Origin of the sequence: Sphingomonas zeicaulis (assembly GCF_050433225.1) — a bacterium.
GTDB classification, from domain to species: Bacteria; Pseudomonadota; Alphaproteobacteria; order Sphingomonadales; family Sphingomonadaceae; genus Sphingomonas_D; species Sphingomonas_D zeicaulis.
The window spans coordinates 227,581-248,363 of the sequence record NZ_JBNPXQ010000006.1 but is presented as its reverse complement, the minus strand read 5'-3'; the positions used below and the strand labels follow the sequence as shown (position 1 = coordinate 248,363).

Below are 20,783 nucleotides of genomic sequence, written 5' to 3'. Positions count from 1 at the left end.
CCCGAGCGCCGCCTTTCAGGCCTTCGGAATCTCCGCCGCGAAGCGCTTCAACACCGCTTCGGGCATGTACCAGGTGCCGCGGAACCCCTTGCTGATCGCCAGCGCCTCGCCGGGGCCGAAGCTCATCGTCTCGCCGGTGTCCTCGTCGGTGATCTCGATACGCCCCTCGATCAGCACCGCCATCTCGTTGAACGGATAGTCGGTCAGCTTCATCGTGCCGGGCGTGCAGCTCCAGACGCCGGTGAGGAAATTGCCCTGCTCGCTGGCCATAAACACGTCGAGCACCTGCAGGCATTCGCCCTCGACGATATCACCCAGGGTGGCGGGGCCGCGGATCTCGCGGCCATTGCCGCTGCCCGCCGGATCAATCTTGAACAGCATCTGCGCCATGACGGCTCCCTTCCTTGCTCATCGTGAAAGTGGTTCGGCAGCCGCTGCGTGCCAGCGACGGGTGATGACATCATAGGCCGCGACATCGACCGGCGCGAAACCCGCCAGGCACAGCGCGTCGGCGATCGCGGGATCATCGAAATCGAGCAGCGCGGCGCGCAGCCGGGAGACAGTCTCTGCATCCACGCCGCCGGCCGCCGCGAGGAACGGCATCGGCGTGGGATCGGTCGAGGCGATGATGCGGAAGCCGGCGGCGAGATCGGGCTCGTGTCGCGCGATCAGCGCCCAGGCGAAGCTGTCGAGCGGGCCGACATCGATGCGCTCCTCCGCCAGCGCCTCGACGACGCGGCGCGGGGTGACGAGCGGCCCGATCGCTTCGGCGAACAGCGGCTGCCCCTCGCCGCGCAGGCCCATCAGATGATGCCGCGGTGCGCCGAGCCCGCTCTGGGAATCGTCCGCAGTATAGCCGATGCGGCCGCCGGCCAGATCCTCCAGCCGCTGCGCGGGATGATCGCGCCGCACGAGGAAATGCGTGGCATAGACCGGGCCGCCGGCGCCCCGCGGGACAGGGGCAGCAAGCGGCTGCAACCCGTCGTCGCGCAGCAGGAAGGGCAGTCCACAGACGAAGCCGCAGCCGAGATCGGGCCGTTCCCACAAGGCGGACAGCCGCGCCGGATAGGCATGGTCGATCGCCTCCAGCGCGACGCCGCTCTTGTGCAACACCCAGGCGAACAGCGCCTTCCAGGCCGCCGCCGCCCCCGGATTGACCGCATACATCCGGGCATTGGCGATCAGCGCCATCTCAGGCGAACCGCAGGCGCTGGCCGATTCCCAGGCGGCGGCCCTTCTCCAGCATCGCATGGCCGAGCGCGATATCCGACAGCGAGAGGCCGCGGTGCCAGAACAGGTTGGTTTCCGCCCCGCTCTCCCGCCCCGGGCGCAGCCCCGCGACGATCTGGCCGAGTTCGCCGTGGAGGTTGGTTTCGCTCAGCCGGCCGGTTTCCACATGCGCACGCAGCGAGCCGAACTGGCCGGTGCGGCACTGGCCCCAATCGTCGACGACGATCTTGCTCATGATGTCGGTCAGCGAGAGTTCGACCGCGCTCATCGTGCCATAGGGGATGATGAGCGCGCCGGGCTTGATCCATTCCGTGCGCAGCAGCGGCGCGGGCGCGCTGAGGCGGGAGGCCTCGACGACGATATCCGCATCGCGGACGCAGCTTTCCCAATCACTGGTGACGATGATCGGGCGGCCCAGATCCTGTTCGAGCCGCACCGCGAAGGCATCGCGGCTTTCCGGTCGGCGCGAATGCACTCGAATCTCGTCAAAATCGAACAGGCGGGACAGCAGGCGAACGTTCCAATAGGCGGTGCCGCGCGCGCCAATATGCGCGAGCACACGGCTACCCTTGCGGGCGAGATGCTTGGCGCCGATCGCGGTCACCGCCCCCGTGCGCATGTCGGTGATACCGCTGGCATCGAGCATCGCGCGCGGCACGCCGGTCGCGGGATCGAACAGCATCAGGATGGCGAGTTCGGAGGGCAGGCCGAGCCGGTAATTGCCGACGAAATCGCCGACCACCTTGACGCCGGCAGCATCCACCGCACCCGCCATTGCCCCGCGAAGCACATTGAAATGCCCCTCAGACACCCCCGGTTGCAGGTGAACGCGCGGCTCGATCACCGTCTCGCCGCGCCCCTGCGCCGCGAGGCTGCTCTCGATCGCGGCGAGGATCTCATCATCGTCGAGCGCGATCGCCTCGACATCGAGGCGGTTGAGATAGTCGATGTAGATCGGGTCAATCGATGGCGTCATTTGCCCGCCCGGACCGGATGCGCGCGGGGGATGCGGGGTTCGCCGCCGGGCATCGCAACGGTGCGGTCGGCGTAGAAGTCAGTGGGAGCATGGTCGCGCAGGAAGCGCGTGGCGAGGTTGCCGGGCGCGTCGGTCAGTTCGACGCCGGTGGGCGCGGCGGAGGCGCCGCTGTTGCCGGCAACGCCGAGCTGGCTGCCCGCGGAGGGCTGGCGGAGCGGCACCTGCTTGCGGAAGGCGGCGAGCACCGCGGTCGTCGTGTCACCGAATGTGCGGCTGGGATCCTCCAGCGCGCGAATGTCCATCCAGAAGGCGGCGTTGATCAGATCCTGCCCCATGATGTCCTGCGAGACATACATCGCCTGGCGCAGCCGCATCAGCTTGAGCATCGGCACCGCATCGAGATCGCCGACGCCGCGATCGGCGGTGACGCCGTCGGGCGCGATCGGGTTGGCGAGCGGCTTGAGTTCCTGCCACAGCGCGTCAGCAATGCCGCCGCCCCCGCCACCATTGCCGACGCCCTCGCTGCCGCCGTTGCGCGCGAGCACCGCCTTCGCATCGGTGCCGGTGAAGAAGACGTCCTCGAAGCGGTGGATGCGCTCCACCACCGCGACCATCAGATTGGTCAGCGGGATCGACACCTGCTCGACATTGTCGACCAGCGGATAGGGATCCCAATCGGAGTTGGAGAGGATGTAGCCGCCCTGGCCATTGCTCCAGCGCCCGCCCTTCACGTGATATTTCATCATCTGCGGGGTCGCCAGTTCCCAACTGTCCTCGGGCGAAAAGCCGGGGCGGACGGTGGGGTTGTGGTCGGTGGAATTGAGCTGGATCAGCACATTGTCGCGCAGCCGCGACCAGCTTTCCCAGAGGCTGCCGACCCGCCACACCGTCGCTCGCAGACTCTCGGGATCCTGGATGATGCGCGGTTCGCCGTTGAAAACGTAGCTGCCCTTCAGCATGTCCAGAACGCGCTTCGCGGCGAAATTGGGCCAGGGGAAGGGCCGCGTCGACTGCACCGGCAGGGTCATCGGGCCGATGCTGCCATTCATCCCGTTGAGGTTCATCGCCCACAGCAGGTCATGCCATTGCAGCATCTGCCGCAGATCATGGACGAGCAGCGCGGAGAAGCCGGCGGTGAGCGCGCTGGTGGTGACGAGCGCGCCGTCGCCGCCCGAAAGCTGGACGGGCTTCAGTCCCGCAGCACGCAGCGCATCCGCCGCGACCATCTTCCTGCCGCGGTAATAAGCGAAGCCATGGCCCTGCAGCACCTGCCCGGTCGGCACGAAATCGGCCTCGCCGATCGCCCCCCGCCAATAGACAGCAGGCGTCACCCTGGCATTCAGCAGCGCCGCGATGCCCTCGACATAGGCGGGGCTCGCGGCGAGATAGCGCATATTGTTGAGATCGACGGCAAGCATTGCCCGGCCGACCTCTTCCTCGGGGATGTCCGGACCGAAGCCGAAGGGCAGCCGGCTGGGCGGACGCTGCGCATAGCGGCGCGCCATTTCCGCGCGATAGCTTTCGGAATCGGGCGCGCCTTCGAGCGAGACTTCCTCGCGCCGCGATCCCGGCCGGCGGTTGAACAGATAGACCGGAATGCCTTCCGCCTGCGCCTGCAGCAGCAGGCCATAGGCGGCGGCGGCACCGTCGCGAAGCTCGTCACCGATCTTCACCTTGGCGCCATAGCGCGCGATAGCGACAAGATCGTCGATCGTCAGGTCATGGCCGGTGAGCACCACCGTCTGGCCGGCCCTGCTCGGCACGATCGCGCGATAGGGCAGTTCGACACGGCTTTCGACCGGGGCCGAGGTCTGCGCCGCGGCGGGTGCCGCGGCGAGACCGGTGGCGAGGGCGATGGCGCCGAGCAGGCGCCGCAGACCCAGGTTGCTCGGCATCATCGTCCCCCCCACAGTCAGGATGCTCAGTGCTTCTGGGCGACCGGCAGCGGCATGGTCGCGGGCATCGGCGTGGCGCCCGAGAGGAAGCGCGTCGCCGGGGTCGCCTGGATATAGTCGACCACCGAGCGGCTGGCGGTGTAGCCACGGCCGCCGCTGTTCCCCAGCGGGATCACGCTGCGAAGACCGGCGAGCGCCGCGGTCGGCACCGTGCCGAACTTGCGCGCCGGATCCTGCACCTTGCGCACTTCCATCCAGTTGGTGGAAGTGATGATGTCCTGCGCCAGCAGATGGGTGGTGAGATCCACCGCCTGCCGCGCACGGGCGACCTTAAGGCGGGTCTCGGCCTGCAGATCCTCGACGGTCATCACGATCGGCTGGCCCTGCGGCACGACCGGATTGATGAGGCCGGTGATCTCGATCCAGATGTCCGCGGGCAGATAGCCGCCCGCGAAGGGCAGCGCCGAGATCTGCTCGGGCGTCATCACGTCCGACGGGCGGATCACGGTGAAGAAGGGATTGGTGAAGCGCTCGATCCGCTGCGTCAGTACCAGCCCCATATTGGCGATGGCGATCGTCAGCCCCTCCACCTGGTTGGAAAGCGGATAGGGATCCCAGTTGGCGTTGGAGAAGATGTAGCCGCCCTGCCCGCCGCTGAGCTTGCCGCCCTTGACGTGGAACTTCATCATCTGCGGCGTCGCCAGCTCCCAGCTATCGGTCGGCTTGAGGCCGGGCCGGACGGCGGGATTGTGATCCGACGAGTTCATCGCGATCAGCACGCTGTCGCGCACTTCCGCCCAGCTCTGCCATGCGGAGCCGGTGCGCTGGGTGGTCGCGCGCAGCGATTCCGGATCCTGGATGATGCGCTTGGGATCGGCATCGAGCAGATAGCTGCCCTTCACCATATCCAGCACGCGGCGCGCATCCCAGTTGAGCCAAGGGAAGGGCCGATTGCTCTGCACCGGCATCGACAGCGGTGAGACACTGGAGTTCATCCCCAGCAAAGCCATCGCGGTATCGATGTCCATCCAGTTGAGCAGATTTTCGGTATCCGCCACCAGCAGCGCGGTCTGCGCGGTGAAATAGGCGTTGGTGCTGACAAGGGCCGCATCGTCCGCCCCGAAGGGCTCGAGTGGCTTCAATCCGGCGGCGCTCAGCGCCTCGCTCGCCGCCACACGCTTGCCCTTGTAATAGACATAGCCCTTACCGACCATCGCGCGGCCAATGTCGGCGAGCTGGGCGAGGTCTCCCTCACCCAGCGTTCCCGCGCTGCCAACCACCGGCGTGATCCCGGCGTTGATCATGTCCACGAGCATCTGGGTGAGCTGCGGGCTGGCTGCCTCATAGCTCATCGCATTGGCGCGGATCGCCATCATGGCGCGGACGATATCCTCGCGCGCGACCTCGGGGCCGTACGAACTGCCCTCGCCGCGGGCGAAGGAGGCGAGCTGACGCGCCTTGAGCAGTGCGGTGTTCTCCGGCGTCGTCGGATCGCCCGAGAAGATCACCGTCTCGCGTTGTGCGCCTGCGCCGCGGTTGAACCAATAGACGCTGACGCCCTCGGCCGCCGCCTGCAGCAGCAGGCCGTAGGCATCGGCGGAGCGCTTCCGTGCCTCTGCGGTCAGCGAGACCTTCGCACCATGCCGCGCGATGCGGACAAGCTGCTCGATCGTCATGTCACGACCGGTCAGCGTGATCGTCTCGCTCGCCGCGTCATAGCTGATCGGCGTGTAGGCGAGCGGTGCCTGCGGATCATTGGCACCCGCCATCGCCGGCACCGCCACGATGAGGCACAGCGACGCCACCGCGCTGGCGAAGATCTTGTTCAAAGCCATGGGATCAGAACTCTCCGTAAACCCGATAACCAGGCGCCCGCGGCTCTATCTCCGCGGGCGCCGCCCCTCCGAAGGTCAGAAGCGAACCGACACTTCAGCGCCGAATTCAAGCGGACGGCCGGGGGTGTAGCGGTCCACGCCCATGCCGCCGGTGTAGCCGGTACGGGCAAGCTGGGTGACCTTGTCAAACAGGTTCGTCCCCCACAGCGCGATGGTCCAGGGGCTGTCCGGCGACGGCGAGTAATCGAGCCGTGCGCCGACCAGCGCATAGGCCGGCAGATCGCAGGTCGCCGCTTGCGGCACCGTGGGGGTACCCGTCGTGTAGCAGGCCGGCTTCTTGCCGATCCCGCGAACGTCGACGGTCGGCGTCAGCCGGCCATCGCTACCGACGGCGAAATCATAGCTGACCGCAGCGCTGAACTGATATTTCGGCGCCGAGTTGACCGGCGTGTCGAGCCCGATGAGCGCGCCCGGCACGATCTTGGTGTATTTCTGGTGCAGATAGGATCCGTTGCCGCGGATCGTGAGTTCCGGAGTCGGGCGAGCGGTGAACTCGACCTCGAACCCGGTTTCACGCGCCGAGGCTGCGGTGGCAAACTGACGGGTGGTGATGCCGCCGATCGTCACCAGCACGGTCGACTGGATGTCGCTATAATCCTGGTAGAAGCCCGAAACGTTCAACTGCAGCTTGCGATCGAACAGGTCGGTCTTGATGCCGCCTTCATAGGACCACAGCTTTTCGGGGTTGTAGGTGGAGGCATAGACGCCGTTCGGCGGGGTCGCGCCGATCTGCTGGTTGAAGCCGCCCGAGTTGTAGCCGTGCGCCGCCGTCGCATAGACGAACAGGCTCGGCGTCACCTCATAGGAAAGCTGGAACTTGGGATCGAAACCGTCCCAGCTATCCTTGCCCTGCGCGGTGAATGGATCGCCGCCGCAATTGGTGATGCCGCCGATGAAGTCACCGATGAAATAGCCGCACTGGAACACCTGCCCATCGCGGACATAGGTGCGCCCGTTGCCGGCATAGAAGACGTAGCTGGAGCCTTCCTTGTCATCCCAGGTATAGCGGGCACCGGCAGTAAATTCGAGCTTGGGCGTGATCTTGAACGATGCCTGCACGAAGGCCGCATAGCTCTGATACTTCAGACGGCCGTCATAGACATAACCCAGCGGATCGATCCAGTCCGGACCGGTATCCTGCAGGAAGCGGGTCTTCTGGTAGAAATAGAAGCCGCCCGCGAGGAACTGCAACCGATCGTCGAACGCGCTGCCGCCCAGCGTGATTTCCTGTGTGAGTTGGGTGGTCTTGGTGTAATCGTTCTCGGCGTAGATGTCGTTCGGCGCGTGCAGCGTCGGCGTGTAGAAGGAAGCGGTGTTGCGGCGGAACGCCGAGATCGAACGCAACGTGAGATTGTCGTTCAGATCATAGGCGCTGCGGATGTTGATCGTGTAGACATCGGTATCATTGTACGGCCCCTTCCCGACCTGGCGGGTGAGATCGGAATTGGCGTCGCCGCCAACCGCTCGATCGGTGATGACCGCGCTGGTCGGGATGGTCAGCGTCGCGCCGCCATAGACCGTGTAGTTCTTGCCGAGGACCGGATAGGCATCGCAGAACGGCACGCTGTGCAGCGAGTCATAGTTGCGGACATAGGAGGCGGTGGACAGACAACCGACCGGAATTGTCGCGCCGCCATCGGTCGACTGCGTGTTATATTCGCCGAGGATGTCGATCTTGAACGGACCATCCTCACCGCGCAACTGCAGACGGGCAGACTTGTTGTTGACGTTGCCGCTTTCGCCATCGTCAAGCAGATGGTCGATATAGCCCTTCACATTCTGGGTACGGAAGCTGAAGCGCGCCGCCATGCCTTCCATGATCGGCATGTTGATGGCGCCTTCGGTCTCGAAACGGGCAAAGCGGCCGCCGCGGACGTTCAGATAGCCTTCGAATTCGTCTGTCGGGCGCTTGGTGGTCAGCAGCACCGCGCCGGCGGTCGTGTTTTTGCCGAACAGCGTACCCTGCGGACCTTTCAGCACCTGAACACTGTCGATGTCGTAGAAATAGAGATCATTGCCTTCCTGACGGGCGACATACATCTCGTCGACATAGAAGCCGGCCTTGGAGTCGGAATTGACCTGCGCGGAAGTCTGGCCGACGCCGCGGATGGTGAAGCTGGTGCCGCCGGACAGCATCGGCGTGATTTCGAGGTTGGAAACACGGCCGCGCAGATCGGCGAAATTGCGGACGTTCTGCTCGATCAGATTGTCGCCGCTGAGCACCGTGATCGAAACCGGCGTGGTCTGCAGGCTTTCATCACGGCGACGCGCCGTCACGATCACCGTCGGCACGCCATCATCCTCGCCGGCCGCGGCCGCGGGATCGGCGGGTGCCTGGGCGAAGGCCGCGTCGCACCCCATCAACGCCACTACACTCGTCGAAAGCGCCACGAAACCACGCAATCCGCGCGTGAAACCCGGCGCCTGAAACCTCCCTTGTCGATTCTCGAACATTCGGAATCCCCCACTCTCAAAAAGCGGATCGGCCGAACCCTGCGTCCGGCCGCTACCCTCTCCTCCGAAATATTTTTTCTTGTGGGGAAAGTGACTGGCACAGGTTCCGGGTGCAAGCCGAATGTTTTCGGCGATCGGCCATAAGTTTTATCGCACGCCTTATGGCGGCGGCTTCAGCCGTGCAGCTTGAGCGGCACCGCCGGTTGGGAACCGATGCGCGCGAGCGATTCCCGGAGCAGCCGGACCAGTTCGCGCTCGGCTGGCGCGAGGCTGCGGTCGGCCGAATAGATCACGAACAGCCGGCGCTGGATGACCGGATCGATGATCGGATGCGCGCGCAATTCGCCGGTGATGATCTGCTGGCGCACCGCCGAGGCGGGCAGCACAGTCGCCACCTCTTCGCGCGCGAGCATCGCAATGAGCATCGTCAGCGCGTCGATCTCATGCCGCGGGCGCAGGTCCACGCCCTGGGCTCGCGCGGCATTGTCGAGCAACTGGCGCAGTCCGAACAGGGATGTCGGCAGGGCGAGCGGCAGGCGCGCGAGATCGGCCAGGCGCACCGGCCCCTCGGGCAGCATCGCGTGGCGCGGATCGACGATCAGCGCCAGTTCCTCGCTCGCGTCGAGCGGCAGGCGCGGCATCTGCGACATCGCGGTCTCGACGATCGCCAGCCCCACCTGCCCGCGCAGCACCCAGCTCTTGAGCGTGCCGTTGGGCGCCTCGCGCACGGTGACGTTCATGCCTGGATAGTCGCGGCGCAGCGCCACCACGGCGTCGCTGATGCGGTTGACGAGATGGCCCTGGTGGCTGACCGAGGGCAGGATGCCGAGGCTGAGCCTGCCGCCCTCCCCCAGCGACGCGGCCATGCCGCCGATCTCCATTTCGCGCAGCCGCAGCTCCAGCAGCCGCGTCGCCACCGCGAACGCCGCGCTGTGCTGGGTGCGGACGAGGCCGAACGACTTGCGATCGAACAGCGAGACGCCCAGCGAGGATTCGAGCTTGTGGAGTTGCTGGCTGAGTGCGGGCTGCGCGACGCTGGCCGCGCGCGCGGCGGCCGAGACCCGGCCCACCTCATAAGCAAGATTGAAGTAGCGCAGCCGCCGTTCGGTCAGCACTGGCGACAGCACCGGCGCGGGGCTGCCATCGTTGAGCGCGGCTTTCAGCCGGTCGGCGAAGCGTTCCGCCACGCCGCTGCCGTCGCCACGCGCGACCAGGATCGCCGCAACCGGCGGATCGAGCGGCACAGCCTCCGCGCGCGACGATCCGGGGCGGACGCCGACCGAACTGGCCGGCAGCAGCAGCACATTGCCCGGATTGTCATCGAGCATCTGCGGCCATTCGCCCGGGGTGGTATCGACCGCCTGCAGGCTGAGACCATGTATGCGGGCGTGGGCGACGATCTGTTCGAGCATCGCCGGCGCAAAAGCCGGGACCATCGCCGGCGGCATCGTGTGCGAGCGATAGGGATCGTCGAGGTCGGCCGGCGTGAAGCGCCGGCGCACGAGCATCCAGGGGTCGGCGCACAGCACCGTCTCGCCTTCATCGGTGCGCGGCGCGCGGGTGATCGCGTCGATCGCAATCCGGCCCTTCTCGGCGAAGCCCAGCACATCGTCGGCGCCAGCGTCGATCGCGCCTTCCTCCATCGACCAGACGGGATGGACGAGCGTCAGCGGCTCTTCGAGCGCAGTGTCGGCGATCGCGCGCGCCACCGCCGCACATACCCGGCCAAGCGCGAAGCGCAGCCCGATATCGACCTCCAACCGGGCGATCGGCGCACCGGCGCGGGCGACGATGCGGCGGCGGGCGAACGCCTCCAGCAGCAGCACCGGCATCGCCGTGCGATAAAGCCAATGCGCGACCGGACGCGGGGCAAGGCCCGCCCCCTGCTTGCGGAACAGCGAGACCCCGAGACTCGTCTCGAGCGATTTCAGACTGGCGCTGAGCGTGGACGCCGCGATATCCAGTTCGCGGGCCGCCGCGCCGAGGCTTTCATGCTCGCACGCGACGAGAAAGTAGTTCAGCGACTTGAAATCGATCATCGTATTTTCCCGCTGGCTGGCCTGGGAAAGTACGAAGCTGGTCCCCCATGCTGCGCTGTGTCAACGCCGTGCGCTGCAGCGCAACATTATGGGGGCCTGCGATCAAGCTCTTGCCGACACGAGGTGTACGGAGCCAGGCAGCGATATTCCATCGGCGGTGATGAACGGCACCAGCCGCTCCGCGAGGCTGGCGAAGAACGCCTGCTGCACCGCTTCGCCGGCCTCTTCCAGCAGTTCCGATGTCGAGCCGGTGCGCGCGAGCAGTTCTGCCGCCCCGGCCGCATCGATGCCCGGCCAACCCGCCTTCATCTGCCCCTTCCATTTGCCGAAGCGGATATCGCTGAACCCGGCGCCGCTCAGCAGCCCTTCCAGATAGGCGGCGTCGCTGAACGCCAGCGGACCCGGCGCGCGCGGATCGGCCGGGGTGAGGCCGAGATGCTCGCGCCCGGTGAGCGCCATCATCATGAACTGGGGGTTCTCGTCCGCCGGTGCCCAAACCGCGAAATCGAGTCGGCCGCCGGGCACCATCATCGCGCGCAGATTGGCCATCGCGGCCGCCGGATCCTGGAAGAACATCACTCCGAACCGCGAAACAAGTCGATCAGAAGGCCCGGTTTCGGGCTGCACGACCTGCGCGTCGGCGGCGGCGAAGGCGATGTTGCCGATGCCCTCCGCAGCGGCACGATCCGCCGCGAGCGCGACCAGTTCGGCTGAGATATCGAGGCCGAGCGCGTGGCCGCCCGGGCCCACCAGCGCAGCGATTTCCCGCGTCAGCGCACCGCCGCCGCAGCCGATCTCCACCACCCTCTCACCCGGCGCGAACGCTGCCGCGTCGAGCAGCGCCTTGCCGGGGCCATCGAGCATGGTTTCGAAATGATCGACATTATCCTTCCAGCGCGTGCCGCCTGCGCCGGCCCAGTCGATCGGCTGCATCGTCTTGGGGGCGGATTGGGTGGTTGCCATGACGTCGTCTTCCTGTCGCGAATATCGGGCGAGGCTAGGATGGTGCCGCCGCGTGCCACAAACCCTGCATCGATGCAGCGTGGGATAAGCGAATCCGAATAAGCCGAAACCTCCAAAATCGGGGCTGGACTTATCCACCGATTCAGCATTGCTTATTCGTCTCGGGAAAATTGTTTTCGTAGCCATGTTGCAGCGCAAGATTCGACGCGATAGCCAAAGGGGGCTTATGCGACGCAGGGATTTCCTCGGTAGTTCAATCATCGGCGGCGCGGCCTTGGTCACAGGCCCGTCGCTGCTGCTTTCGGCCTGCGGATCCGGCGGTGGCGGGGCACCGACCGGTGGCCGGGACGCCACGTTGCGGGTCATCAACGCGCAGAGCCTGTCCAGCCTCGATCCGATCTGGACGACGGCGCCGGGCACGCGTGAATATGGCTTCCTGACCTTCGACCAGTTGGTCGCGGTCGACGCGAAATATGTGCCGCAGCCGCAGATGGCCGAAGGCTGGACGGTTTCCGACGACGGTCGCGTCTATGAATTCACATTGCGCGAAGGGCTGAAGTTCCACGACGGCGCGCCGGTGCGCTCGGCCGACTGCATCGCCTCAATCACCCGCTGGGGCAAGCGGGACGGCTTCGGCCAGATGCTGCTGCCGCATGTCGAGGGTTTCGACGCGGTCGACGATCGCCGCTTCCGGATCAAGCTCGAAGTGCCCTTCCCGCTGCTGCCCGCGGCGCTGGGCAAATCCTCCGCCGCGGCCTGCCTGATCATGCCGGAACGGATGGCGAAGACCGATCCCGGCACGCAGATCACCGAGGCGGTGGGCAGCGGCCCGTTCCGCTTCGTGCGCGAGGAATGGGTGCCCGGATCGAAGGCGGTATGGGAAAGGTTCGAAGGCTATATCCCGCGCAAGGAGCCGCCGAGCGGCCTCGCCGGCGGGCGCGTCGCCAAGGTCAAGCGCGTCGAATGGGCACAGATCACCGATTCCTCGACGGCGCTGTCGGCCCTGCAGGCGGGCGAGCAGGATTATTGGCTGATCCCGCCGGCGGACCTGCTGCCGCTGATGACGGCATCGCCCGACATCACTCTCGGCCGCCGGCTGAGCACCGACACCTGCTACATGCTGCAGCCCAACCATCTGCAGCCCCCGTTCAACAATCCCGCGATCCGGCAGGCGCTGGCGCTGGCGATCGACCAGGGCGCGCTGATGCGCAGCATTACCGGCGATCGCCCGAAGGACGCGCATGCGGTGCGCAGCTTCTACGACCGCACCTCGCCCTATTATACCGAGGCCGGTTCCGAGACGCTTGCCTCGCCCAGCCTCGAACGCGCCAAGGCGGCGCTCGCCGCGGCGGGTTACAAGGGCGAGAAGGTGATCCTGCTGAGCGGTGCCGAGGCGCCCGCATCCAATCTCGGCCAGGCGATCGAGGATGTGCTGCGCCGGCTGGGCATGAATGTGACGCTGACCACGCTCGACTTCGCGTCTCTGATCCAGCGCCGCACCAATCGCGGGCCGGTGGACGCGGGCGGATGGAGCCTGTTTGTCACCGGCTGGATGGGCAGCGACCTAATCGATCCGGCGGTGCATCCGATGCTGCGCGGCGCCGGCACCCAAGGCTATGCCGGCTGGTGTACCGCGCCCGAGATCGAGAAACTGCGCAACCAGTGGGTGCTCGCGCCCGAGGCGCAGCAGAAGCCGATTGCCGAGCAGATCCAGATCGAGGCCTATAAGGTGCTGCCCTATATCCCGCTCGGCGGCGCCGTATCCAATGCCGCCTGGCGCAAGGACGTCGGCGGTGTGCTGCAGGCGCCCTACGGCGTCTACTGGTCGATCGGAAAGCAGGGATGATCGCCGCGGCCGCGCATCGCCGAACCCATGGGCGGCGCAGCCGGCCATGACCGCCTATGCGATCCGCCGGATCCTGCTCGCGCTGCCGGTGATGGCGGTCGTCACGATCCTCGTCTTCGCCCTGCTCTATTTCGCCCCCGGCGATCCGGCGCTGGTGATCGCTGGCGACAACGCCACCGCAGCGGATATCGCCCGGATCCGCCACACGCTGCAGCTCGATCAGCCGCCGGTCACGCGCTTCCTCGCCTGGGCGGGGCGGCTGCTGCAGGGCGATTTCGGCACCTCGATCTATACCGGGGAACCGGTCGCGCGGATGATCGCGCAGCGCGCCGGCGCCACATTGAGCCTGATGCTGCTGGCGACCGCCTTCGCGGTCATCATCGGCCTCACGCTCGGCATCCTCGCCGCGCAGCGCCGCGGCGGCGCGTGGGATCGCTTCCTCGCCGGCTATGCGACGCTCGGCTTCTCGCTGCCGCCCTTCGTGATGGCCTATATCCTCGCCTTCATCTTCGCGGCGACGTTGCACTGGTTGCCGGTGCAGGGCTTCAAGCCGATCTCGTCCGGGCTCGGCGGCTTCCTGATGACTGCGATATTGCCCGCGCTGTCGCTCGGCATCGTCTTTTCCGCGCTGGTCGCCAACGTCACCCGCGGATCGATGCTGGAGACGCTGGAGCAGGATTATATCCGTACCGCGGTCGCCAAGGGCGTCGGCCGGCCGGCGATCCTGTTCCGCCACGCGCTGCGCAATGCCGCGATCCCGATCGTGACCGTGATCGGCAGCGGCGTACCGGTTCTGATCGGTGGTACCGTCGTTGTGGAAGGGATCTTCGTCGTCCCCGGCATCGGCGGGCTCACCGTCGATGCGATCCTTCACCGCGACTATCCGGTGATCCAGGCGGTCGTGCTGATGTCCAGCCTCGTCTATGTGCTGGTCAACCTCCTGGTCGATCTCAGCTACACCCTTCTCGATCCGAGGATCCGCTATTGACCGCGACCGCCGCGATCCTGCCCGGCGACCATGTCGCGACGGCCGATCCGATCCCGCAGACGCCTGCCGTCTCCGTCCTCCGCCGCCGGCGCCTGCCGCGCTTCAACGGCGCATTGGTGACGGGCAGCGCGATCCTGCTCACCATCGCGCTGCTTGCGGTCGCGGCGCCGCTGCTGACCGGTTTTGATCCACGCGCGGTCGACCTAGGCCAGCGGCTGCGGCCGTGGGACGGTAGGCACCTGCTGGGCACCGACATGCTCGGCCGCGACATCCTTTCCCGGATGTTGTTCGGCACCCGCACCTCGCTGGCGATCGGCTTTTCCTGCGCGGCGATGTCGCTGGCGATCGGCACGGTGATCGGCGTGGTTTCCGCCGCGACCCGACTGGGCGACGCAATCATCATGCGCGTGCTGGACGGGGTGATGTCCGTGCCCGCAGTGCTGCTCGCTATCGCGCTGATGGCGATCGCCGGCGGCTCCGCCGTCAACGTCATCATTGCGGTGACCATCGTTGAAACGCCGCGCTGCGCCCGCCTGGCGCGCGGGCTGATGCTGTCGCTGCGCGAGCGGCCCTATGTGGAAGCGGCAATCGCTTCCGGCACGCCGCCGGCCCTGCTGCTGACCCGCCATCTGCTGCCCAGCCTAATGGCGCCGCTGATGGTGCAGGGCGCTTTCGTATGGGCGGCGGCGATGCTGATCGAGGCCGCGCTCTCCTTCATCGGCGCCGGGGTGCCGCCGAGCACGCCGACCTGGGGCAATATGATCGCCGAATCCAAGTCGCTCTGGCAGCTTCGCCCCAGCCTGATCTTCCTGCCGGCGGCGGCGCTGACGCTCACCGTGCTCGGCGTCAACCTGCTCGGCGAAGGGCTGCGCCGCCTGTTCGATATCCGGAGGCGCTGACCGATGAGCCTGCTGCAGGTCGAGGCGCTCGACGTCACTTTCCCCTCGCCCGCCGGCCCGTTGCTCGCAGTGGACGGCATCAGCTTCACCGTCGAGGCCGGGGAGACCGTGGCGATCGTCGGCGAGAGCGGATCGGGCAAGTCGGTCACCGCGATGGCGATCATGCGGCTGCTGGGCGACGCTGTGCACTTGGGCGGCAGCGTACGGCTGGAAGGTGACGATCTCATCGCCGCTTCCTCCACCGAGATGCGCCGCGTCCGCGGCAACCGCATCGGCATGATCTTCCAGGAACCGATGAGCGCGCTCAACCCGCTGCAGCCGGTCGGACGTCAGATCGCGGAAGGGCTGCGCCTGCATCGCGGGCTCGGCCGGCGCGAGGCGGATGCGCGGGCGGTGGACCTGCTCGCGCGGCTCGGCATCCCCGCCCCGGCACGGCGCGCGCGCGAATATCCGCACCAGCTTTCGGGCGGCATGCGCCAGCGCGTCGTGATCGCGATGGCGCTGGCCTGCGATCCCGCGCTGCTGATTGCAGACGAGCCGACCACCGCGCTCGACGTGACGGTGCAGGCGCAGATCCTCGACCTGATCCGCGAGCAGAGCCGCCAACTGGGTGCCGGCGTGATCCTCATCACCCACGATCTCGGCGTCGTCGCCGAACTCGCCGACCGGGTGGTGGTGATCTATGCCGGCCGCAAGGTGGAGGAAGGCCCCGTCGCGGACGTGCTGAGCCATCCGATCCACCCTTACACGCGCGGGCTACTGGCGGCGACGCCGCGACTTTCGGGCGGGCGCGGCTGTCGCGAAGGACGGATGGTTGAAATCGCCGGCAACGTCCCGCCCCTCTCTCGCGAGCGGCCGGCGGGTTGCGCCTTCACCCCGCGCTGCGCCTATGCGGCGGATCGCTGTGCAGTGGTGGCGCCGCAATTGACCCCCGTGGGTGTCGGGCGGCAGGCAGCCTGCCTCAAGCTGGAGGATGCGGCATGAGCCAGACCATCCTGGACGTCCACGAACTGCGCAAACATTATCCGGTTGGCCAGGGCTGGCTGCCGGGATCGTCGCGGCGCAGCGTCAGGGCGCTCGACGACGTCACCTTCACGCTCGACAAGGGTGAGACCTTGGCGGTGGTCGGCGAGAGCGGGTGCGGCAAGTCGACGCTGGGGCGCACGATATTGCGCTTCGTGGAACCCACCAGCGGCAATGTCTGGCTCGACGGGCATCGCATCACCGAGATGGGCGGGCGCGAGATGCGGCGGCTGCGGCGGCAGATGCAGGTGGTGTTCCAGGATCCCGCCGCCAGCCTCTCACCCCGGATGCGCGTGCGCGACATCATCGCCGAGCCGCTGCGCAACTATGGTCTTGTCGGCGGCCGCGCCGCTATCGCCGGGCGCGTGGCCGATCTGCTGGAGCAGGTCGGGCTGCCGCGCGATGCGGGCGAGCGCTACCCGCACGAATTCTCCGGCGGCCAACGCCAGCGCATCGCCATCGCCCGCGCGCTCGCGCCCGAGCCGAACCTGCTGATCTGCGACGAGGCGGTCTCCGCGCTGGACGTCTCCAGCAAGGCGCAGATCGTCAACCTGCTCGCCGACCTGCAACAGCGGCTGGGGCTGGCAATTCTGTTCATCAGCCACGATCTCGCGGTGGTCGAGCATATCGCCGATCGCATCGCGGTGATGTATCTCGGCCGCATCGTCGAACTCGCCGATCGCGAGACCTTGTTCGCGGCACCCGCGCATCCCTATACGCAGGCGCTGCTTTCGGCAGTGCTGGATCCGAGCCCGGTGCGCAAACGCCAGCGCATTGCCCTCAGCGGCGAAGTACCCAGCCCGATCGATCCGCCCTCCGGCTGTCACTTCCACACCCGCTGCCCCTACGCCTTCGAGCGCTGCCGGCACGAGGCACCGGCTCTTAGCGAAAGGTCACCCCGTCAGACTGCGGCGTGCCATCTGGAGCGGCTACCCGCGGGGGCCTGATCACGCCGCCGCCTCCCTTAGGCGATGAGGTCGAGGGGCGACGAGACCCTCTCGGGCCTCGTCGCCCACACCGTCAGAACGCCATCAGATTGTCGCGGAACGTCTCATGCTGATAGGTCGTGCGGGTCAGCCCCCGGCGCTGCAGTTCGGGTACGAGGCGATCGCAGATGTCGGAGACGTAGCTCGGCTTGAAATGGCCGGCGATCAGGAATCCGTCGCCGCCGACCTCATCGACGATATCCTTCATCATCTCGGCGACCATCTCGGGCGTGCCGACCATCTGATTGAAGCCATCGTCGGCGGAGTGCGTCATGATCTGGCGCAACGTTGCCTGCGGGCCATGCTTGGCGAAGGTCTGCAACATGGTCTGCATGCCGTTGGTCTTGATCTCGCCGATCGGCGCATCGAGGTCGAACTTGCTGAAGTCGATGCCGGACAGGAACGACATGGCCGCCATGCCCTTTTCCATATGATGCTTCTTCGCCTCGGCGAGCGCAGCCTTCTTGTCGGCGACGTCGGCCCGGCTGTTCACCAGGATCGGCGTGACGGCGTACATCACCTTCAGGCTGTCCGGATCGCGGCCGAAATCGACGGCGTGGCCGCGCACATCGTCTCGATATTTCTTCATGTCCGCCATCGTGCCCGAGGTCGCGAGCACCACATCGGCGTTGCGGCCGGAGAATTTACGGCCGCGCGGCGAACCGCCGGGCGCGACGAACACGGGGCGGCCCTGCGGCGAGCGCGGCACGTTGAGCGGCCCGCGCGACTTGTAGAACTTGCCCTCGAAGTTGATCGCCTTGACCTTCTCGGGGTCGACGAACAGACCGCTCTCGGGGTCCATCACCACCGCATCTTCTTCCCACGCATCCCACAACTGGCTGCATAGGTCGACATATTCGTCCGCCATATCGTAGCGCAGATCGTGCTCGAACTGTTTGTCATAGCCATAGTTCTGCGCAGCGGCGTCGCTGGTGGCGGTCACGATGTTCCAGGCGATGCGTCCATTTGAATAATGGTCCATCGTCGAGAGCGAGCGCGCCAGCAGCCACGGGGGATAGAAGGTGGAGGTCATCGTCACCGCCAGCCCCAGCCGCTTGGTAGCCTGCGCGAGATAGGGCGTCAGGATCACCGGATCGAGCTTGGGCGTCATGGTTGCCGTGCGCAGATAGTAATCCATGCTGCCGCCATAGGCATAGGGCACCGCCGAGGTATCTTCTAGGATCAGCAGGTCGAAGCAAGCGCGTTCCAGCGCGCGCGCCGCGTCCTGGAAGATGTCGGGCTTGGTCCAGTCATAGCCCGGCGCATAGCCCGGCTCGTTCCAGCCCTGCACGGTGATGCCGGGCCCCAGAAACCAGCCAAGATGAAATTCGGCCATGAAAACCCCCGAAATGGTTGATGATGTGAGACTGGCATAGCGCCCGCCGCATGGATCATTCGTTTTTATGCACTGCACAATAGCGCCGCCCGAAGAGCCGGTCGCAGCCCTTGCGCTCGCCCCGCCCCTCCTCTTCTATGAGCCCGGCAATCGAACGGGGGCGAAGAACAGGCAGGCATGACGAACGACCGGCAATCGATCCGCCCCTTCCTGGCATGGCTTGAAACGGAGGGCGCGCTGCAGCGGATCGCCGACAGCGTCGATCCGGTCCACGAAATCTCGGCCTTTCTCTCGCTCGCCGATCGCGGCCCGGCTCTGCTGTTCGAATCCGTCACCGGCTCCCCCTTGCGCGTCACCGGCAATCTTCTGGCAGGGCGTGAGCGCGTCGCCGCCGCGCTCGGCGTGTCGGAAGCCGGGATCGTCGCCGCCATCCAGCGCGCGATCGCCGAGCCCGTTCTGCCCGTCGCCGCGGATCACGCCGCTGTGCAGCAGGTGGTCGAGCGCAAGGCGCCACTGGCCAGGCTGCCCGTGCCAACCTTCTTCGAGCATGAGCAGCGGCCCTATATCACCGCCGGCGTCATCCTCGCGCGCGATCCCCACACGGGCAACGGCAACGCCTCCTTCGCGCGTCTCGGCGTTCTCGACGATCGCACCGCGCTGGTCGGCATCGCCCCCAACCATCATCTCGCGCTGTTCGCGCGGCGCGCGGCGGAACGCGGCGAGACCTTGCCGATCGCCGTCGTCCTCGGCGCGCATCCGGCGATCCAGATGGCAGCCTGCCTCTATCTCGGCGTCGGCGACGACGAACTCCATTGCGCCGGCCGCCTGCTCGGCAGCCCCGTCGAACTGATTGACGCGCTCACCGTCGACCTCAAGGTGCCGGCGGGCGCCGAGATCGTGCTGGAGGGCCAGCTCGACGGGCGCGATCCGGTGCATGAAGGGCTGATTTCAGAATATCATGGCATGTACGAAGATTATGGCCCCGGCATCCGCGCGACCTTCTCGGCGATGACGCGGCGCCAAGATGCGATCATGCAGGTGATCGAGCCCGGCTATCACCGCGAGCATATCTATCTCGGCGCGTTGCCGATCGCGGCGGGGCTGCTCCACGCGATCAGGGCGGTCGTCCCCAACACGCAGGATGTCGCCGTCACCGAGGCGGGCGCCGGCCGCACCGACATCGTCGTCCAGATCGCCGATCCCCGCCCCGGCCAGGCGCGCCGCGCGATGCACGCCGCCTTCGCCGCGGTCAGCATGGTCAAGCGCGTGACGGTGGTCGACGCTGATATCGATCCCTGGGATGCGGTGATGGTCGACTGGGCACGCTGCAACCGCATGAAGCTGGAGCGTGACCTGCTGCTGCTGCCGCTGAGCGGCACCGACCGGTCCGAGCCGATGGAGGCCGGCGGGCTCGTGACCAAGGTGGGGTTCGATGCCACCGCCAAATCCGGTGACCGGGTGGAGGGCGTCGAACGCGCGCTGCCGCCCGCCGCGGTCACCGCCGCCGCGCGCGAAAGGCTGGCGGTGATGTTCGCCGAACGCCCGGGCTGGCTCGTCTGATGGCCGCCCCCCGCCGCATCATCGTCGGCATCACCGGGGCAACCGGCATCGCCTATGGCATCGAGGTGCTGCGCCTGCTGCGCGTGGCGGGCGACTATGAGAGCCATCTGATCATGTCGCCGGCCGCGATCCGCACATTGGGCGAGGAGAGTGACGTGCCGCTCGCCGAGGTGCAGGCGCTGGCGGACGTGCGCCATTCGTTCAAGGATATCGGCGCCTCGATCGCCAGCGGCTCTTTCCGCACCGCGGGCATGATCATCGCCCCCTGCTCCGCGCACACGATGAGCGCGATCGCCGCGTCGCTCGGCGACAACCTCATCCTGCGCGCCGCCGACGTCTGCCTGAAGGAGCGTCGGCCGCTGCTGCTGATGCTGCGCGAAACGCCACTGCACCTCGGCCATATCGAGCATATGGCCGCCGTCACCCGCTATGGGGCGATCGTGATGCCGCCGGTGCCCGGCTTCTACACGCGGCCGGCAAGCATCGCCGAACTGGTCCGCCAGACCGCCGCGCGCGCGCTGGATGTGATGGGCATCGATACCGGCGCGGTCGATCGCTGGGGCGAGGACGAATAGTTCCCCTTGCGGAATTGCTTATGCTGACCTCCGGCAAATCAGGCTACGAATGCAAGTCATGCGCCGCCTAGTCTGATCCTGCGCTCGCTGTTCCAGCTCTCCGCGCGGGTTACTGGGG

16 protein-coding genes are annotated in these 20,783 nt (G+C 66.8%); 7 read left to right on the top strand and 9 right to left on the bottom strand.

Annotated elements, in window-relative coordinates:
• Positions 1 to 15: 15 nt before the first annotated feature.
• From FHS96_RS19705 to FHS96_RS19670, 8 genes are all read right to left on the bottom strand, one after another.
• A complete protein-coding gene (locus FHS96_RS19705) occupies positions 16 to 390 on the bottom strand; it encodes a cupin domain-containing protein (RefSeq protein ID WP_429595621.1) in 375 nt (124 codons plus the stop codon).
• A gap of 18 nt (positions 391 to 408) precedes the next feature.
• Positions 409 to 1,191, bottom strand: coding sequence for a phosphate/phosphite/phosphonate ABC transporter substrate-binding protein (locus FHS96_RS19700; protein ID WP_429595618.1), 783 nt, complete (start codon positions 1,189 to 1,191; stop codon positions 409 to 411).
• Between the two features lies 1 nt (position 1,192).
• On the bottom strand, positions 1,193 to 2,206 hold the full coding sequence (locus FHS96_RS19695) for an ornithine cyclodeaminase family protein (protein WP_429595615.1): 1,014 nt from the start codon (positions 2,204 to 2,206) through the stop codon (positions 1,193 to 1,195).
• The gene (locus tag FHS96_RS19690; RefSeq protein WP_429595612.1) at positions 2,203 to 4,101 is read right to left on the bottom strand and encodes an aromatic amino acid ammonia-lyase; all 1,899 of its coding nucleotides are present in this window, start codon (positions 4,099 to 4,101) and stop codon (positions 2,203 to 2,205) included. Before FHS96_RS19690 ends, FHS96_RS19695 begins: the two co-directional genes overlap by 4 nt.
• Positions 4,102 to 4,127: 26 nt before the next feature.
• On the bottom strand, positions 4,128 to 5,936 hold the full coding sequence (locus FHS96_RS19685; protein WP_429595609.1) for an aromatic amino acid ammonia-lyase: 1,809 nt from the start codon (positions 5,934 to 5,936) through the stop codon (positions 4,128 to 4,130).
• A gap of 75 nt (positions 5,937 to 6,011) precedes the next feature.
• Positions 6,012 to 8,387, bottom strand: a complete 2,376-nt coding sequence (locus tag FHS96_RS19680; protein ID WP_429595607.1) for a TonB-dependent receptor — start codon at positions 8,385 to 8,387, stop codon at positions 6,012 to 6,014.
• Between the two features lie 236 nt (positions 8,388 to 8,623).
• The gene (locus FHS96_RS19675; protein WP_429595604.1) at positions 8,624 to 10,489 is read right to left on the bottom strand and encodes a LysR substrate-binding domain-containing protein; all 1,866 of its coding nucleotides are present in this window, start codon (positions 10,487 to 10,489) and stop codon (positions 8,624 to 8,626) included.
• Positions 10,490 to 10,591: 102 nt separating this feature from the next.
• The gene (locus FHS96_RS19670) at positions 10,592 to 11,452 is read right to left on the bottom strand and encodes a class I SAM-dependent methyltransferase (protein WP_429595601.1); all 861 of its coding nucleotides are present in this window, start codon (positions 11,450 to 11,452) and stop codon (positions 10,592 to 10,594) included.
• A 226-nt stretch (positions 11,453 to 11,678) separates the two neighbouring features.
• Here FHS96_RS19670 and FHS96_RS19665 point away from each other — a divergent pair, with 226 nt between their 5' ends.
• Genes FHS96_RS19665 through FHS96_RS19645 form a run of 5 tightly spaced genes read left to right on the top strand, consistent with a single transcriptional unit; the run spans position 11,679 to position 17,155 of the window.
• Entirely contained in the window at positions 11,679 to 13,298 is a 1,620-nt protein-coding gene (locus FHS96_RS19665; protein WP_429595598.1) for an ABC transporter substrate-binding protein, read from the top strand.
• 46 nt (positions 13,299 to 13,344) lie between these two features.
• Complete coding sequence (locus FHS96_RS19660; protein WP_429595595.1) at positions 13,345 to 14,286, top strand: ABC transporter permease; 942 nt, start codon at positions 13,345 to 13,347, stop codon at positions 14,284 to 14,286.
• Complete coding sequence (locus FHS96_RS19655; RefSeq protein ID WP_429595592.1) at positions 14,283 to 15,185, top strand: ABC transporter permease; 903 nt, start codon at positions 14,283 to 14,285, stop codon at positions 15,183 to 15,185. Before FHS96_RS19660 ends, FHS96_RS19655 begins: the two co-directional genes overlap by 4 nt.
• A gap of 3 nt (positions 15,186 to 15,188) precedes the next feature.
• Positions 15,189 to 16,169 (top strand): ABC transporter ATP-binding protein, encoded by a 981-nt coding sequence (locus FHS96_RS19650; RefSeq protein WP_429595589.1) that lies wholly within the window; start codon positions 15,189 to 15,191, stop codon positions 16,167 to 16,169.
• Positions 16,166 to 17,155, top strand: coding sequence for an ABC transporter ATP-binding protein (locus FHS96_RS19645; protein WP_429595587.1), 990 nt, complete (start codon positions 16,166 to 16,168; stop codon positions 17,153 to 17,155). Before FHS96_RS19650 ends, FHS96_RS19645 begins: the two co-directional genes overlap by 4 nt.
• Positions 17,156 to 17,228: 73 nt before the next feature.
• Here FHS96_RS19645 and FHS96_RS19640 read toward each other — a convergent pair whose 3' ends face one another.
• Positions 17,229 to 18,530, bottom strand: coding sequence for an NtaA/DmoA family FMN-dependent monooxygenase (locus FHS96_RS19640; protein ID WP_429595584.1), 1,302 nt, complete (start codon positions 18,528 to 18,530; stop codon positions 17,229 to 17,231).
• 177 nt (positions 18,531 to 18,707) lie between these two features.
• On the opposite strand from FHS96_RS19640, the gene FHS96_RS19635 reads away from it, so the two are divergent.
• Both FHS96_RS19635 and FHS96_RS19630 read left to right on the top strand, forming a co-directional pair.
• On the top strand, positions 18,708 to 20,090 hold the full coding sequence (locus FHS96_RS19635; RefSeq protein WP_429595581.1) for a UbiD family decarboxylase: 1,383 nt from the start codon (positions 18,708 to 18,710) through the stop codon (positions 20,088 to 20,090).
• Complete coding sequence (locus FHS96_RS19630) at positions 20,090 to 20,665, top strand: UbiX family flavin prenyltransferase (protein WP_429595578.1); 576 nt, start codon at positions 20,090 to 20,092, stop codon at positions 20,663 to 20,665. Before FHS96_RS19635 ends, FHS96_RS19630 begins: the two co-directional genes overlap by 1 nt.
• The last annotated feature ends 118 nt before the right edge of the window (positions 20,666 to 20,783 follow it).

What these genes read in the sequence shown, in the direction of transcription:
- FHS96_RS19705 (WP_429595621.1), bottom strand. Translation starts at nt 390, where the DNA reads ATGGCGCAGATGCTGTTCAAGATTGATCCGGCGGGCAGCGGCAATGGC.
- FHS96_RS19700 (WP_429595618.1), bottom strand. Translation starts at nt 1,191, where the DNA reads ATGGCGCTGATCGCCAATGCCCGGATGTATGCGGTCAATCCGGGGGCG.
- FHS96_RS19695 (WP_429595615.1), bottom strand. Translation starts at nt 2,206, where the DNA reads ATGACGCCATCGATTGACCCGATCTACATCGACTATCTCAACCGCCTC.
- FHS96_RS19690 (WP_429595612.1), bottom strand. Translation starts at nt 4,101, where the DNA reads ATGCCGAGCAACCTGGGTCTGCGGCGCCTGCTCGGCGCCATCGCCCTC.
- FHS96_RS19685 (WP_429595609.1), bottom strand. Translation starts at nt 5,936, where the DNA reads ATGGCTTTGAACAAGATCTTCGCCAGCGCGGTGGCGTCGCTGTGCCTC.
- FHS96_RS19675 (WP_429595604.1), bottom strand. Translation starts at nt 10,489, where the DNA reads ATGATCGATTTCAAGTCGCTGAACTACTTTCTCGTCGCGTGCGAGCAT.
- FHS96_RS19670 (WP_429595601.1), bottom strand. Translation starts at nt 11,452, where the DNA reads ATGGCAACCACCCAATCCGCCCCCAAGACGATGCAGCCGATCGACTGG.
- FHS96_RS19665 (WP_429595598.1), top strand. Translation starts at nt 11,679, where the DNA reads ATGCGACGCAGGGATTTCCTCGGTAGTTCAATCATCGGCGGCGCGGCC.
- FHS96_RS19660 (WP_429595595.1), top strand. Translation starts at nt 13,345, where the DNA reads ATGACCGCCTATGCGATCCGCCGGATCCTGCTCGCGCTGCCGGTGATG.
- FHS96_RS19650 (WP_429595589.1), top strand. Translation starts at nt 15,189, where the DNA reads ATGAGCCTGCTGCAGGTCGAGGCGCTCGACGTCACTTTCCCCTCGCCC.
- FHS96_RS19645 (WP_429595587.1), top strand. Translation starts at nt 16,166, where the DNA reads ATGAGCCAGACCATCCTGGACGTCCACGAACTGCGCAAACATTATCCG.
- FHS96_RS19640 (WP_429595584.1), bottom strand. Translation starts at nt 18,530, where the DNA reads ATGGCCGAATTTCATCTTGGCTGGTTTCTGGGGCCCGGCATCACCGTG.
- FHS96_RS19635 (WP_429595581.1), top strand. Translation starts at nt 18,708, where the DNA reads ATGACGAACGACCGGCAATCGATCCGCCCCTTCCTGGCATGGCTTGAA.
- FHS96_RS19630 (WP_429595578.1), top strand. Translation starts at nt 20,090, where the DNA reads ATGGCCGCCCCCCGCCGCATCATCGTCGGCATCACCGGGGCAACCGGC.